Raw genomic sequence first — 13677 nt, 5'->3', positions numbered from 1 at the left:
AGAGGGCGCGTGCGTGCGAAAGGGGCGTGTGACCTGACCGTGTGACGGAACGGGCGACCCTTCACGCTCCCCCTTCCGTGTCCGCGCCGTCCCACGTCCGTGTGCCGTTCGGCCGGTTCCAAGCCCCCGAGGGGAGCCGGAGCCGAGACTTCAGAAGGAATCTGGAGATCGTCGGCAACCGGAAGGACGCACCACTCGATGCGGAACGAGGCGGACGCCCAGGACAGCCGGCCCGCGGACCGGCCTGCGGACCGGGCGGAGGGCCGGACCGGTGATCGGGCGGAGGGCCGGTCCGGGGCTCGGGCCGGCGCCACGGTCACGACCATGGCCGCGCCGGACCGGGGCCCGGCACTCGCGCCACCACGACGCGCGCGCGTGGCCGTGTGCGCGGTCTTCTTCCTCACCGGAGCGGCCTTCGCCACCTGGGCGGCCCGGGTCCCCGCCGTGCGGGAGGGCCTCGGACTGTCCGCCGGACAACTGGCCGTGGCGCTGATCGGGCTCAGCGGTGGCGCGTTCCTCGGACTGCCGTTGGTGGGCGGGCTGGTGGCACGCCACGGCAGCCGCCCGGTGCTGTGCACCGGCATGGCGGCCTACCTGGTCGCCCTGGCGGGCCTGGCCTTCGCCCCGAACCTGCCGCTGCTCACGCTCACCCTGGCGGTGTTCGCCTGCGGCAACACGGCCGTCGACGTCGCCATGAACACCCAGGGCGTGATGGTGGAGCGCGCCTACGGCCGCGCCGTCCTGGGCGGCTTCCACGCCATGTTCAGCCTCGGCGGGATCACGGGAGCCCTGGCCGGCTCCCTGGCGGCTGCCAAGGGCGTGGGGGTGACGGCCCATTTCACCGCCACGGCCCTGGTCCTGTGCGCCGCGGCGGGCGTGGCGGCGCTCGCGCTGCTCCCCGACGAGCGGGCGGCGGCCGAGGATCCGGGGCCGCTGTTCGCCCTGCCCGGCGGCGCGCTCTGGGTTCCCGGCCTCGTCGCCTTCTGCGCGCTGATGGGGGAGGGCGTCATGAACGACTGGGGAGCGGTCTACCTGCACGACGTGACCGGTGCCTCCCCGGGGGCGGCAGGCGCCGGATTCGCCGTCTTCTCCGCCGGGATGGTCATCGGGCGGCTCTCGTCCGACCGGATCCGGGCGCGCGCCGGCACCGTGCGCTTCACCCTCGGCTGCGCCCTCGTCGCCGCCTTCGGCGGAGCGGTCTCGGTCTCCGTCCCCGTCCCGGGCGCGGGCTTCGCCGGGTACGCGCTCCTCGGGCTCGGCATGGCGTCGGTGATTCCCGTGGTCTTCAGCCACGCGGCCCGGGTCAGGCCGGAGCGCCCGGGCCCCGCGATCGCGGCGGTCTCGGCGGTCGGATACGTGGGCTTCCTCGCGGGCCCGCCCCTGATCGGCGGGATCGCCGAGGCGGCGCACCTGCGGGTCGCCATGCTCGTCCTGCCCGCGCTGATGGTCACGATGGCGCTGCTCGCGCCGCGCCTGCGACGCGTGTGACGCCGCACGGCGACCGCGCGCACCACACGGCTCGCGCCATAGGGCGTGACGCGTCTGTACGGCCCGGGGCGGACCGTACAGACGCCGTCCGGCGTCAGATCTGGTTCTCGCCTCCGTCGACGTACAGGTTGGCTCCGAGTATGAAGCTGCTCTGCTCGGAAGCGAGGAAGGCCACCACGTCGGCGACCTCATCGGCGCGCCCGATCCTGCCGAGTGGGACACCGGCGGCGAACCGCGCCTTGAGGGCGGGCGCTTCGTCCGCGCCCACCATCCCGTCGAGCGCGGGAGTGTCGATCGTGCCCGGGGAGATCGCGTTGACCCGGATGTTCCGCTCCTTGAGCTCGTTGGCCCAGGTCCGGGCGAAGGACCGGACCGCTGCCTTGGAGGCCGCGTACGTGCCGAACGCCGCGACACCGTCATCGGCGCGCACCGAGGCGTTCAGGATCACCGAGGCGCCGTCGTTGAGCAGCGGCAGCGCCTTCCGCACCGTGAACAACGTGCCCCGGACGTTGACGCCGAAGGTCTGGTCGAAGTGCTCCTCGGTGACCTGCTCCAGTGTCGCGAACGAGGCGGTCGCGGCGTTGGCGAAGACCACGTCCAGGCCCCGGCCCCGGGCGCGGACCGCGTCGTAGAGGCGGTCCAGGTCGGCGAGGTCGGAGATGTCACCCGCCACCGCGGTGGCCCGGGCCGGGCCGATGGTTTCCACGGCCGCGTCCAGCTCCGTCTTGCGCCGGCCCGTGATGAACACGTGTGCGCCTTCGGCCGCCAGCCGGACGGCGGTGGCGAGGCCGATCCCGGTGCTGCCGCCGGTGATGACGGCGGTCTTGCCTTCAAGCTGTCCCATGGTGCATGACCTCCACAGAGTTTGATACCAATCGGTACCGAATGAGGACCGTAGCACATCTGCACCGTCCAGTACGGAAGGGGTAGGATGGCCCGCATGGAGACGCGGCGGAAGGCACCGATCGGTCGGCCGAGAGGATTCGACGCCGACGAGGCCCTCGAACACGCCATGCGGGTCTTCTGGGAACAGGGTTACGAGGGCGCCAGCCTCACCGACCTGACCAGCGCCATGGGAATCACCCGCACCAGCATGTACGCGGCCTTCGGCAACAAGGAGGAGCTGTTCCGCAAGGCTCTGGAGCGTTACACCGAAGGTCCCGCCTCGTACGGGGCCCGGGCCATGCGGGAGCCGACCGCCCGGCAGGTGGCCACCGCGTTCCTGAACGGCTCCGTCCGGGCCACCACCCGCCCCGGCTGCCCCACCGGTTGCCTCGGCGTCCAAGGCGCCCTCGCCGCCGGCGACCCGGGACGCCCCGCCCGGGACACCCTCAGCGCCTGGCGCGACGAGCACACCTCCCGCCTCCGCGATCGGTTCCGGCAAGCCGTCGACGAAGGCGACCTGCCTCCCGGCACCGATCCCGGACTGCTCGCCCGCTACCTCATGACCGTCGCCAACGGCATCGCCGTCCAAGCAGCCGGTGGTGCGACCCGCGACGACCTTCAGGGGGTGGCCGACATGGCCCTGCTGAACTGGCCGCCGCCTGAGTGATCAGGGCGGGCCGCAGGCCCCCGGTCGGCCGACAGGCCCCCGGCCGGTCGACACGACCCCGGGTCCCGGCCCGGTTCAGGCACCGACACGGTCCCGCCCCGCCCCCACCGCGGCCACGCCCTTCCGTCTCAGCCGGAGAAGTCCCAGGTCAGCACGGAGCACGTGCCTTCCTCCCGCGCTCCGGCCGACCGGTAGGTCGCGAGCGCCGGGTCGTTGCCCGTCTCCACGCCGACCCACATGTCGTAACAGCCGCGCTCACGTGCCTCCGCCGCCAGTGCCTCGGCCAGCGCCCTGCCGATGCCCGCCCGCCGGTACGGCTCCGCCACCGCCAGCTCGTACAGGCACATCTCCGTGCCCTTGTCCGGGTGCGTCATCTCCACACCGGAGGCCATCCCGACGGGCCGGTCGTCGGCGTAGGCGATCAGCATCAGATGACCCGGGGACGCGAGGAAGCACTCCGCCCAGTCGATACGCGGCGGGCCGTCGAACAGCGTCCCCGCCGCCATCAGCTCGGCGACCGTCGTCGCGCGACGGATCATGGTGTCCATGTGCCGTTGCCCCCTTCGGCTTGGCCGCGGCAGCCGACGGCCGGCGGCCGGCAGCGCGGCGGACGGCGGGTACGGCAGCGCGGCCGCGGAACACCGTGGCGCATACCGCGTCCGGTGTACGGAGACGGTATCCCGTACGCCTCGAGGATGCCTCGCGGTTCCGACCGGGGACAGCGGTGGTGCGCCGGAACCACGTTTAGGGTTCACGCATGGAGACCCGAACCCCTCTCAGGTCCCGGCCGCGCGCACGCCTGCTCGCGGGCCTGGCCGCCGTCGCCGTACTGGTCGGCGCCGGGACCTGGACCGCAGTCGCCTCGGACCGGCCGCCCCCGGTGCACCGGGCGGACCAGACACTGACGATGCCCGGCGCCCGGATCGACACCTCGTACTTCACCGCGGGAGGCGGCGGACGCCGGCCCGCGGTTCTCATAGGCCACGGCTTCGGCGGCAGCAAGAACGACGTACGGGCCCAGGCCGAGAAGCTCGCCCGCGACGGCTACGCGGTACTGACCTGGTCGGCCCGCGGCTTCGGGAAATCCACCGGAAAGATCGGACTCAACGACCCCGACAACGAGGTCAAGGACGTCTCCCGGCTGATCGACTGGCTCGCGAAACGTCCCGAGGTGAGCCTGGACGCCAAGGGCGATCCCCGCGTCGGCGTCACGGGGGCCTCCTACGGCGGGGCCGTCTCGCTCCTCGCCGCCGGGTACGACGACCGCGTCGACGCCATCGCCCCGCTGATCACCTATTGGAACCTCGCGGACGCCCTCTTCCCGAACGGGGTCTTCAAGAAGCTCTGGGCCGGGATCTTCATCTCCAACGGCGGCGGCTGCGCCCGCTTCGAGAAGCAACTGTGCGACATGTACGAGCGGGTCGCCCTCTCCGGGAAACCGGACCCCGCCGCCCGTGACCTCCTCGAGCGGCGCAGCCCGTCCGCCGTCGGCGACCGGATCGACGTGCCCGCGCTGATCGTCCAGGGCCAGAACGACTCGCTCTTCCCGCTCGGCCACGCCGACGCCATGGCGCGCGCGATCCAGCGCAACGGGGCGCCCGTCGACGTCGACTGGATGGCCGGCGGGCACGACGGCGGGGACCCGGAGGCCGGCCGTCTCGAAAGCCGCGTCACCCAGTGGTTCGACCGCCATCTCAAGGACGACCAGGAGGCCACCACCGGTCCCGCGTTCCGGGTCAGCAGGACCGGCGGCGTCGACTCCACCGACGGCCGGGCGCAGCTGCGCGGCGCGAGCGGTGACCGCTACCCGGGCCTGACGAGCGGCACCACATCCGTCCCGCTCACCGGCCGCGCCCAGACCTTCGAGAACCCGGCGGGCGGCGCGCCGCCCGCGATCTCCGCCGTACCCGGGCTGGGCGGCGGGCTCGCCCAGCTGTCGTCGGCCGGTGTCGGACTCTCCCTCGACTTCCCCGGCCAGTACGCGCGTTTCGACTCGGCGCCCCTCGACCGCTCGCTGCGCGTCACCGGCTCGCCGACCGTGCGGGCCACGGTCCGCTCCAGCACCGGTGAGGCGGTCCTCTTCGCCAAGCTCTACGACGTCGGTCCCGACGGCCGCAGCCAGGTACTGCCCTCCCAGCTCGTCACGCCCCTCCGGGTCGAGGACGCCCGCCAGGACAGGACCGTCGAGATCACGCTGCCCGCCGTGGACCATCAGGTCGCCCCGGGACACCGGTTGCGGCTGGTCCTCTCGGCCACCGACCTCGGCTACGCCTCGCCGGCCGCCCCCGCCGACTACCGGGTCTCCGTGGCGGGCGCCCTGGCCGTACCGACCGTGCCCGCCCTCACCACCGGCGCCACCGGGCTGCCCTGGTGGACCTGGGGACTGCCGGCCGCCGGAGTCGTGATCGCGGCCGGGCTGCTGCTCACCGCCCGGCGCCGCACCGCCGCGCCCGCGCCCGACCCCGCGCTCGCCGAAGTGCCGCTCCAGATCAGCGGGCTGACCAAGCGGTACGCCAAGTCGTCCGACCGGTACGCGGTCCGCGACCTCTCCTTCCGGGTCGAGAAGGGCCAGGTGCTCGGCCTGCTCGGCCCGAACGGCGCCGGCAAGACGACCACCCTGCGCATGCTGATGGGGCTCATCGGCCCCGACGCCGGCGAGATCCGGGTCTTCGGACACGCCATCAGGCCGGGAGCGCCGGTCCTCTCCCGCGTCGGGGCGTTCGTGGAAGGCGCCGGTTTCCTGCCGCACCTGTCGGGCCGGGCCAACCTGGAGCTGTACTGGCAGGCCACCGGCCGTCCGGCCGAGGACTCCCGCATCGACGAGGCCCTGGAGATCGCCGGCCTCGGTGACGCGCTCGCCCGTGCCGTACGCACCTACTCGCAGGGCATGCGGCAGCGCCTCGCCATCGCCCAGGCCATGCTCGGCATGCCGGACCTGCTGATCCTGGACGAACCGACCAACGGACTCGACCCGCCCCAGATCCGCGAGATGCGGGACGTGATGATCAAGTACGCGGCCGGCGGCAGGACCGTCATCGTCTCCAGCCACCTCCTCTCCGAGGTCGAGCAGTCCTGTACGCACCTGGTCGTCATGGACCGGGGGCAGCTCGTGCAGGCGGGACCGGTCGAGGAGATCACCGGCTCGGGCGACACCGTGCTGGTCACCACCGCCGAGCCGGTGTCGGACCGGGTGGCCGACGAGGTCGCCGGCCTGGCGGGGGTCGGCTCCGCCGTCCGGACCGAGGAGGGGCTGCTCGTGGGGCTCGACGGCATGACCACCCAGGCCCTGATCGCCGAACTGGTCCGGCTGGACGTACCGCTGACGGGGGTCGGGCCGCACCGACGCCTGGAGGACGCGTTCCTCACCCTGATCTCAGGAGGCTCCGCATGAGCGCGCTGACCGAATCGGCCCCCGGCTACCGTCCCCGGCGCACCCTGCCGCTGCGGGTCGAGACGCTGCGGCAGCTGAAGCGGCGGCGGACGCTGGCCATGGGGAGCGTCCTGGCCGTCCTCCCGTTCGTGATGATCGTGGCCTTCGCCATCGGGGGCACGCCGGAGGGACGGGAGAACGGGCGGGTGACCCTGATGGACACCGCGACCGCCTCCGGTGCCAACTTCGCCGCCACGTGTCTCTTCGTCTCCGCGGGCTTCCTCCTGGTCGTGCCCGTCGCCCTGTTCCACGGGGACACCGTCGCCTCCGAGGCGAGCTGGTCGTCGCTGCGCTACCTGCTGGCCGCTCCCGTGCCCCGGATCCGGCTGCTGTGGAGCAAGCTGGCGGTGGCGCTCCTGATGAGCGCCGGGGCGATCCTGCTGCTGCCGCTGGTGGCGCTGGTCGCCGGCACGGCCGCGTACGGCTGGGGGCCGCTCGAACTGCCGACGGGCGGCTCCCTGGCCCCGGCCGAGGCCATGCCCCGGCTGCTCGTCGTGGTCGCGTTCATCTTCGTCTCCCAACTGGTCACCGCCGCGCTCGCCTTCTGGCTGTCGACCAGGACCGACGCCCCGCTGGGCGCGGTCGGCGGCGCGGTGGGCCTCACGATCATCGGTAATGTGCTGGACGCCGTCACGGCGCTCGGTTCCTGGCGGGACTTCCTGCCCGCCCACTGGCAGTTCGCCTGGGCCGACGCGCTCCAGCCGCAGCTGGAGTGGGGCGGCATGGTGAAGGGGGCGGCGATCTCGGTGACCTACGCGGTGGTGCTGTTCGCCCTGGCCTTCAGGGGCTTCTCCCGCAAGGACATCGTGTCTTGAGGCCCATCGTGTCCGCCGTCGCGCCGTGAGGGCCGTCGCGCTCTGAGGGCCGTCGTGCCGTGAGGGTCATCGTGCCGTGAGGGTCAGATCCAGCCCCGACGAGCCGCTTCCGCGCCTGCCCGGAAGCGGCTCGTCGTGCCGAGCGCGGTGAGCAGGTCGCCCACCCGTCGGCTGTAGGTCCGGGTGGACATGCCCAGGCGTGTCGCCGCCGTCTCGTCCGTCAGCCCCGCCAACAGCGCCTCCAGCACCGGCCGCAACTGGCTCGGCAGCACCCCGGGGGCCGGGAGCGCGGCCGTCGGCAGGTCCTCGCCCGTCTCCCACCACATCTCGTGCGTACGGACGAGGGCCTGGACGACCACCGGGTCCCGGATCAGCAGCAGTCCGTGGTAGTGCAGTTGGAGATCGAGGGGCACCGCCGCCACCGAGCGGTCCACCAGGATCATCTTGAACGGGATCGAGTCCGTCTGGCGTGCGCGCCCCGGGAGCTGGCGGGGCAGCGGGTACGGGAGCCCCGCCAGCCCGTGCCGGGGCACGATCCGCCGGACGGAGACCGCGGGCAGCCGTCTGCGCCGCCGGCCGCCGGCCCCCCGGCCCTCCTCCCACGCGCGCTCGCCCGCCGCCCGCACGCAGGCGCCCGCGAAGTCGAGGAACTGCTCCGGCACGCACTGGTTGGCGCAGCCGGCCGGATCGTCGAAGATGAGCAGTTCGTGGCGGGCGGAGCGGACCAGCGCGGTCAGGGTGGCCGTCACCTGGCGCACACCGCGGATGGGCCTGCCCGGAGGGTGGGGCGTGTCCACCACGTCCTCCCGAACGACGTCCACCGACAGCGCAGACCTGTTGAGTACAGAACCTGGAACATCCCCCACGTGGACCACCCCCGCCATCCCCTCGGAGCCGTACGCAACTCCATGTACGCACATGACTTCGTTGCGTGACAAGAGCCAGTTCAGAGAGTGGCGACTCCATGCCAGTTCTGTGCGCCTGATAGGTGTTTGTCGGGGCGGGTGACGCCGGGAGTGACCCGGTTTACCTCAGGTGTGAGTGGCCGGCGCCTGCTCGGGCGGGAGCGGCAGTGTCGCCCATACGGTTCGCCCGGTGCCGCCCGCGCGCGGGACGACCCCCCAGGCGTCGGCGAGGCTCTCCACGAGCAGCAGCCCCCGCCCGTTCTCCGCGCGGGAGTCGGGCCGCCGGGGGCTGAGCCCGGCGCCGGCGCCCTCCGCGGTCCGCTCCCGCGGGGCGCGTACGCCCTGGTCGTGCACGTCGAGCCGGACATGCGCCGCCGTGACCCGTACCTCGCACGTGATCAGCGCGCTGTCCGTGTGCAGGACGGCGTTCGTGAACAGCTCGGAGATCACCAGCACCGCGGTGTCGCACGCGTCCGCGCACACGCGCCGGTGGCGGAGCGAGGACTCCAGTCGCTGCCGCGCGTCGGCGACGCACTCGCGCCTGCTGGGCAGCAGGAACACCGTGCTGTGCTCCGGCGCGCTCGCGCGACTGTCGAGCCTGTCGTGCCCGGGGGGTCGTGGTCGATGGTGATCCGGACGGTCCGGGCCGCCCACCGACGCGCTCCAGGCGTCCCAGAGGTGGCGGGCACGGGTCTGCAACTCACCAGCGAGTGACTGGTGTTTCGTGCGTGCACCATGATCCGTGATGTGAGCCACGAGTTCACTATGCTGCTGAGGCGCTCAGGCCGCAACCAACCGTTCTGATAATTTCAAAATGCTCACGGTCCGTCTGGATGGTGAGTCAACTTCCTGTCAGACTTCGGGGAATGAGCCTGAGCCTGAGCCCGTGCCGGGAGGTCTGTCCGAAGACGCGGCAGAAGGAGGCGGTCGCGTGAACGAGGCCCGTTCGGGTACCGCGCCCACGGTCCTGCGCATCGTCCTGGGAAAGCGCCTCGGCGCGCTGCGGGAGAAGGCGAAGGTGACGCGAGAGGCGGCGGCCGAGGTTCTCGACGTCACGCCGCTGACCATTCGGCGCATGGAGAATTCGGAGGTCAGCCTCAAGCTTCCGTACGTCAGGCTGCTGCTCCAGGCGTACGGCGTCGGCGAGCCGGAGGCGAGCGAGTTCGTCGAACTCGCCAAGGACGCGAACAGACCCGGCTGGTGGCACCGCTTCCGCGACGCCCTGCCCGGCTGGTTCAGCGCCTACGTCAGCCTGGAGGACGAAGCCGGCCTGATCAGGACGTACGAGCCCCACTACGTGCCCGGTCTCCTCCAGACCGAGGACTACGCGCGGGCCGTCCTGCGGGTGGGCGCCCACGGCAACGCCCGGGAACTGGAACGGCGCGTCGCCCTCCGGATCAAGCGGCAGGAACTGCTCACCAAACCGGACGCGCCGACCCTGTGGATCCTCATGGAGGAGGCGGTCCTCCGCCGGCCCGTCGGCGACGCGGACGTGATGCGCGCGCAGGTCGACAGACTGCTGGAGGCCACCGACCTGCCGAATGTGACCCTCCAGGTCATGCCCTTCTCGGTCGGGCCGCACCTCGGCGCCTTCGGCCCCTTCCACCTCTTCCGCTTCGACATCCCCGAACTGCCGGACATCGTCTACACCGAGGGACTGACCGGTGCCGCGTACATGGACCAGCGCTCCGATGTCGTCGCCTACCTCGAAGTCCTGGACCACATGTCCGCCCGGGCGGCCCCCGTTGACGAGACAAGAGCTTTTCTCCGAGTGATACGCAAGGAACTCTGATGCGGGAGATTTTCAACGGCATGCCGGCCGAGGGGCTGGGCGCCGACGGCTGGGAGAAGCCGTGGAGCGGCCCCAACGGCGGCAGTTGCGTCGAGGCGAAGAGGATGGGCGGCGGGCTCGTCGCGATCCGCCAGTCCACCGACCCGTCCGGGCCGACGCTGATCTGCACCACCGCGGCCATGGCCGACTTCATCACCGGCGCGAAGGACGGACTCGCGGACTTCCTGCTGGAGCCGCTCCAGCCGCGGTAGCCGCTGGAACCCGCTGTGCCTGTCGCGGCTGTTCCAGCTCTTCTCCGCTCGATCCGTGCGACCTGATCCACCTGTGCTCCACCTGCTCCACCAACTCCACCAGCTCCACTTGATCGACCAACCCCCCTCGCAACGGCCAGAATTGGACGGCTCAGCATGACGGACCTCGACCGGTCGTCGGTCGTCGAGATCGACACCACCCGACCGCACCCCGCCCGTATGTACGACTACTACCTCCAGGGCAAGGACTACTACGAAGTCGACGAGGTGGCCGCGGCCAACGTCGAGAAGGTCCATCCGACCGTCAAGATCACCGCACGGACGAATCGTTACTTCATGCACCGGGCGACGCGCTACCTCGCCCGTGAGGCCGGCATCCGTCAGTTCCTCGACATCGGTACGGGAATTCCGACGCGTCCCAACCTCCACCAGATCGCCCAGGAGATCGCCCCGGACTCCCGGGTCGTCTACGCCGACTACGACCCGGTCGTCCTGCGGCACGCCGAGGCCCTGATGCGCAGCACGCCCGAGGGCCGTACCACGTACATCCAGGCGGACGTCCGGGACCCGAAGAGCATCATCGAGTCGGAGCGGCTGCGCGACACGCTGGACCTGTCCCGGCCGGTCGCGCTCTCGCTCAACGCGCTGCTGCACTTCGTGCCGGACGAGGACGGACCGCACGAGATCGTACGGTTCCTGCTCGACGCCCTGCCGTCCGGCAGCTATCTCGTCCTCTCCCACTGCACCCCGGACTTCGAGCCGGAGACCTGGGCGAACGTGGTCGCCGTGTACCGCCAGGGCGGCATACCCGCTCAGGTGCGGTCCCGGGACGAAGTCCTCCGTTTCTTCGACGGCCTGGAGCTCGTGGAGCCGGGCGTGGCCGTGGCGCACCGGTGGCGGCCTGACGGGACTGCGCTGCCGGAGGGCGTGAACGACGCCTCCGTCTCGATCTACGCGGGCGTCGCGCGGAAGCCCTGAACCGGGGGGCCGAGACCGGTAGCGGGACCGAATCCGGGACCGGTCCCGGGGGCCGTCCGGTCCAGGACGTCGAGACGGTGTACGGGCCCGTGCTCGATGTCGAGTTCCGGCCGCCAGGCCGCGAGGACCTGCGCCGAGGGCGTGAACAGCGGGCTCGGCAGCTCGTCGGCGCGGGTCCAGCGCCAGTGCCGGATCAGCTCGGGCTCGGCGGCCAGGACCGCCCCGTCGTACACGGTGACGACGGCGGCCATGGTCACGCGCGCGAGGCCGGCGTCGGTCCCGTCGGTCCAGTGGGTGTCGCCGCCCTTGTCCGGGCGGTCCTCCCGCGGCGCGCCGACGGCCGTGTCGAGCAGCATCGCGAAGACGGTCACGTCGTGCTCGTGGGCGCGCAGCCCCGTCTCCTCCCGCAGTTCGCGCACCGCGGCGGCGGCCACCGACTCGCCGGGCTCCAGCGCGCCGCCCGGCAGCTCCCACGTTCCGCCGCGGTGCAGACCGAGCAGGACCCGCCCGGCGCCGTCCCGCACGATCACGCCGACCCCGATCATGGCGTGCGCGGTGGGCGGCCGGGCGCCGACGCGGGGTGAACTGGCGACGCGGGGGTACGGGGGCCGGTCGCGCCGCCGGGCCCGGATCAGGCGATGCCCGCCGGGACGACCGGCGGTGCCCATGCCGACGACGGCGTCGGCGTCGACGGTGTCGTCGGCGTTGACGGTGTCGCCGGTGGTCATGTCGTCAACGGTGAAACCGGCCTCCACGAGCAAGTCCTCCCACAGCTCGGGGGTGAGGTCGTCGGTCCGCACGGTGAGGTGCAGCAGCCCGCCGGGTCCGATCGCGGGTGCCAGTTCGGCCGGCAGCCGACGCGGGTCGCTGTGCGGGGAGCAGCGGTGGGACACGTCGCGGAGGTCGAGCGCGAGGACACCGACGCGATGCGCCCCGGCCGCCCGCACGTCGCGTGCCTCGTACGCCGCGCACACGGCACACCGCGCGACGGCGGCGGACTGTCCCGTCGGACGGCCGTTCATCCGAAGACCCCCCGCTCCAGCCGGTCCAGCGTGCGCAGGCCGCGCGCGGTGACGTCGTGTTCGCCATGGGCGGGTCCGTACGCCAGACAACTCGCCGCGTCCAGAGCGGCCAGGCAGGGCAGCGCGTACCGCTCGGTCCCGGTCAAGGACCGGCCGTACCCCTGGAGGAACGCGGTCCGCAGGTCGTCGCGGCCCTGCCACGCCTCGCAGGCCAGCCGTACGAAGTCCTGGACGGCCGGCGCGTACCGGGACCGCTCGAAGTCGATGACGGCGAGCCGCCGGCCGGTCCACAGGGCGTTGCGTTCCTGAGCGTCGCCGTGGACATGGCCGGGAACGAGCCGGTCGGCGAGCCCGCGCAACTGCTCGGCGGCGTGCCGGACGAGCGCGCGGCGGGATTCGGACAGCAGGTCACCGGCGCGTACGAGGTGTTCCTCGGCGTCGGTCGCCGTGCGGACGGCGCTGTCCACGGCGGCCCGCCGGGCGGCGACCGACAGCTTCTCCGTGCCGTGCAGCAGCCGGAGCAGGGCGCCGAACTGGCGGTGCGCGGCCCGGTGCGCGGCGGCGCCGAGGCTGAGCCGCGAGAGGGGGGTGCCGGGGACGGCGGTCAGCAGCAGGGCGAGGTGGTGGGCGTCGCTGTCGACGAGGCGGGGAGCGCGGTCGTACCCGAGGACGGGAACGGCGGAGTGGTACCCGAAGGTCTCACGCTCGTAGAACCCCGGGGTTGGCGACTGCTTGAGGTAGAAGCGCCGGTCGCGGCCGTCGGTGACCTCCCACACCCGGGAGGTCCGGCGGGGATGGGACGCGTCGCGTACGGAGGCGAGCGGACCGACGACATGCTCGGCCCAGGCGCGCAGCGCGGCCGGGAGTGGCGCGGGGCGCGGCCCGGCGTGGTCGCCGGGGCGTGCGGTGGCGCCGGTCGGCGAGGCGAGGGCGGACCGGGCGGGCCGGGGAGACCGGGCGGGCCGGACGGGCCGGGCGGATTCAACCGGCTGGGCGGGCTCGACCGCCGCCGCCGATGCCGCCGGTCCGGCCGGTGCCGCGGTGGCGGTGTCGTGGCGGTGACTCATGCGCCCCACCTCGGTGACGGTCGTGCTGCCAGCCCCGCGCGGCGGCCGGACGCGTCAACCGGGCGGACGGCGAGGAGGCGCGGGACCCCGCCGTACTCGAACGCGGGAGGTCCGGCGACCACGGCAAGGGGAGCGGGGACAGGTCGCATGATTCCTCCTGGGCACAGAGCAGTAGGGGCAAGCGCCCGGACAACGGACCTGATCAAGGGCCTGTTACGGGGGACGCCGGGGGAATCATAGAACAGACGTTCGAGGGTGCCGTGGAGGCCGTGCGCCGTGGGCGGAGTCGGCCGAGGGGGCCCGTTCGAATCACTCGTGAGGTGGGTGGCCACACGATCGGGGGATTGCGCGGGAGGTGGTGTTGCCGAGCGTACGGG

The 13677-nt window shown here is 72.7% G+C and carries 13 protein-coding genes; 7 read left to right on the top strand and 6 right to left on the bottom strand.

Annotation, left to right across the window (positions count from 1 at the left end; all coding sequences use genetic code 11):
• Positions 1-198 precede the first annotated feature (198 nt).
• On the top strand, positions 199-1488 hold the full coding sequence (locus IG02_RS0117660) for an MFS transporter (RefSeq protein ID WP_078854569.1): 1290 nt from the start codon (positions 199-201) through the stop codon (positions 1486-1488).
• Between the two features lie 94 nt (positions 1489-1582).
• On the opposite strand, the gene IG02_RS0117655 is transcribed toward IG02_RS0117660, so the two are convergent.
• Positions 1583-2332, bottom strand: coding sequence for an SDR family NAD(P)-dependent oxidoreductase (locus tag IG02_RS0117655; protein ID WP_030748363.1), 750 nt, complete (start codon positions 2330-2332; stop codon positions 1583-1585).
• Between the two features lie 96 nt (positions 2333-2428).
• Between IG02_RS0117655 and IG02_RS0117650 the strand changes: the two genes are divergently transcribed.
• Positions 2429-3040: a TetR/AcrR family transcriptional regulator gene (locus IG02_RS0117650; protein ID WP_030748360.1), complete on the top strand. Its 612-nt coding sequence runs from the start codon at positions 2429-2431 to the stop codon at positions 3038-3040.
• Positions 3041-3168: 128 nt separating this feature from the next.
• On the opposite strand, the gene IG02_RS0117645 is transcribed toward IG02_RS0117650, so the two are convergent.
• Positions 3169-3588, bottom strand: a complete 420-nt coding sequence (locus tag IG02_RS0117645) for a GNAT family N-acetyltransferase (RefSeq protein ID WP_030748357.1) — start codon at positions 3586-3588, stop codon at positions 3169-3171.
• A 209-nt stretch (positions 3589-3797) separates the two neighbouring features.
• Between IG02_RS0117645 and IG02_RS0117640 the strand changes: the two genes are divergently transcribed.
• Both IG02_RS0117640 and IG02_RS0117635 read left to right on the top strand, forming a co-directional pair.
• On the top strand, positions 3798-6431 hold the full coding sequence (locus IG02_RS0117640) for an alpha/beta fold hydrolase (protein WP_030748356.1): 2634 nt from the start codon (positions 3798-3800) through the stop codon (positions 6429-6431).
• Entirely contained in the window at positions 6428-7285 is an 858-nt protein-coding gene (locus IG02_RS0117635; protein ID WP_030748354.1) for an ABC transporter permease, read from the top strand. Before IG02_RS0117640 ends, IG02_RS0117635 begins: the two co-directional genes overlap by 4 nt.
• A gap of 83 nt (positions 7286-7368) precedes the next feature.
• Here the strand turns inward: IG02_RS0117635 and IG02_RS0117630 are convergent, their stop codons facing one another.
• Positions 7369-8106 (bottom strand): helix-turn-helix transcriptional regulator, encoded by a 738-nt coding sequence (locus IG02_RS0117630; protein ID WP_234314790.1) that lies wholly within the window; start codon positions 8104-8106, stop codon positions 7369-7371.
• Positions 8107-8316: 210 nt separating this feature from the next.
• The gene (locus tag IG02_RS36555; RefSeq protein ID WP_051765202.1) at positions 8317-8751 is read right to left on the bottom strand and encodes an ATP-binding protein; all 435 of its coding nucleotides are present in this window, start codon (positions 8749-8751) and stop codon (positions 8317-8319) included.
• Between the two features lie 370 nt (positions 8752-9121).
• Between IG02_RS36555 and IG02_RS0117620 the strand changes: the two genes are divergently transcribed.
• From IG02_RS0117620 to IG02_RS0117610, 3 genes are all read left to right on the top strand, one after another.
• Complete coding sequence (locus tag IG02_RS0117620; protein WP_030748344.1) at positions 9122-9982, top strand: helix-turn-helix domain-containing protein; 861 nt, start codon at positions 9122-9124, stop codon at positions 9980-9982.
• On the top strand, positions 9982-10233 hold the full coding sequence (locus IG02_RS0117615; RefSeq protein ID WP_030748342.1) for a DUF397 domain-containing protein: 252 nt from the start codon (positions 9982-9984) through the stop codon (positions 10231-10233). The genes IG02_RS0117620 and IG02_RS0117615 overlap by 1 nt, the downstream gene beginning before the upstream one ends.
• A 156-nt stretch (positions 10234-10389) precedes the next feature.
• Positions 10390-11211 carry an SAM-dependent methyltransferase gene (locus IG02_RS0117610; protein WP_030748340.1) on the top strand — a complete coding sequence of 274 codons (822 nt, stop codon included), beginning with the start codon at positions 10390-10392 and terminating at the stop codon, positions 11209-11211.
• Here the strand turns inward: IG02_RS0117610 and IG02_RS36550 are convergent.
• Complete coding sequence (locus IG02_RS36550; RefSeq protein ID WP_051765284.1) at positions 11184-11756, bottom strand: NUDIX domain-containing protein; 573 nt, start codon at positions 11754-11756, stop codon at positions 11184-11186. The two genes, IG02_RS0117610 and IG02_RS36550, sit on opposite strands and share 28 nt — an antisense overlap.
• Before the next feature lie 473 nt (positions 11757-12229).
• On the bottom strand, positions 12230-13300 hold the full coding sequence (locus IG02_RS0117600) for an aminoglycoside phosphotransferase family protein (protein ID WP_199814036.1): 1071 nt from the start codon (positions 13298-13300) through the stop codon (positions 12230-12232).
• Positions 13301-13677 lie beyond the last annotated feature (377 nt).

This window comes from Streptomyces sp. NRRL F-5135 (genome assembly GCF_000719775.1).
Classification (GTDB): Bacteria; Actinomycetota; Actinomycetes; order Streptomycetales; family Streptomycetaceae; genus Streptomyces; species Streptomyces hebeiensis.
Note: the sequence above shows the minus strand (reverse complement) of the source record. Positions and strands in the feature narration are given on the sequence as shown.